General features: G+C 76.2%; 1 protein-coding gene. It reads right to left on the minus strand.

Annotation, left to right across the window (positions count from 1 at the left end; translation table 11 throughout):
- Positions 1 to 7 precede the first annotated feature (7 nt).
- Entirely contained in the window at positions 8 to 793 is a 786-nt protein-coding gene (locus tag E1283_RS36635) for an SDR family NAD(P)-dependent oxidoreductase (RefSeq protein ID WP_132822443.1), read from the minus strand.
- Between the last annotated feature and the right edge of the window lie 34 nt (positions 794 to 827).

Consider the following 827-nt stretch of genomic DNA (forward strand, 5'->3'; position numbering starts at 1 on the left):
GTGCGGGTCAGACGGCCGACCAGCCGTTGTCGACCGGCAGCACGACGCCGTTGATGTTGCTGGCGGCGTCGGAGGCGAGGAAGACGATCGCGGCGGCCAGCTCGTCGGCCTCGGCGACCCGGCCGACCGCGGCGCGGTGCGCGCCGACCGCCCGCGGGCCGCGGCCCGGCCCCGGGGCGACGGCGATGTTGGTGCGGGTGCCGCCGGGGGCCACGGCGTTGATCCGGATCCCGGTGTCCCGGTACATCACCGCGGTGGAGAGGGTGAGGCCGGCGACGCCCCACTTGGAGACCGTGTAGGCGGTGCCGGCCGCGCTGCCGCGCAGGGACGCCTCGGACGCGGTGTTCACGATGGCGCCCGAGCCCTGCGCGAGCATCACGGGCAGGGCGGCGCGGGTGAGGCGGAAGGGGGCGGTGAGGTTGACGGTGAGCAGCCGCTCCCACATCGCGTCCGTGACGTCGGCGGTGGCGGACATGTCGTCCATCACGCCGGCGTTGTTGACCAGGACGTCCAGTCGACCGAACCGCTCGACCGCGGTGCCGACGACGGCGTCGACGACGGCCTGGTCGCCGAGGTCGCCGACGACCGTGACGGCCGTGGAGCCGGCCGCCTCGATCTGCGCGCGGACCCGCTCGGCGGCCCGGCCCTCGATGTCGGCCACGACGACCCGGGCGCCGGCCGCGGCGAGCCGCAGCGCGGTGGCCCGGCCGATGCCGGAACCGCCGCCGGTGACGACGGCGCTGGCGTTTCTCAGTCCCGGGGCTGGTGTGGGGGCGACCTGGGCGTCGGTCATCTCGCTCCTGAGGGCTCCTGGGGGTGGGGGTCGC

Source organism: Streptomyces hainanensis, from assembly GCF_004348415.1.
In the GTDB taxonomy this organism is placed as follows: Bacteria; Actinomycetota; Actinomycetes; order Streptomycetales; family Streptomycetaceae; genus Streptomyces; species Streptomyces hainanensis.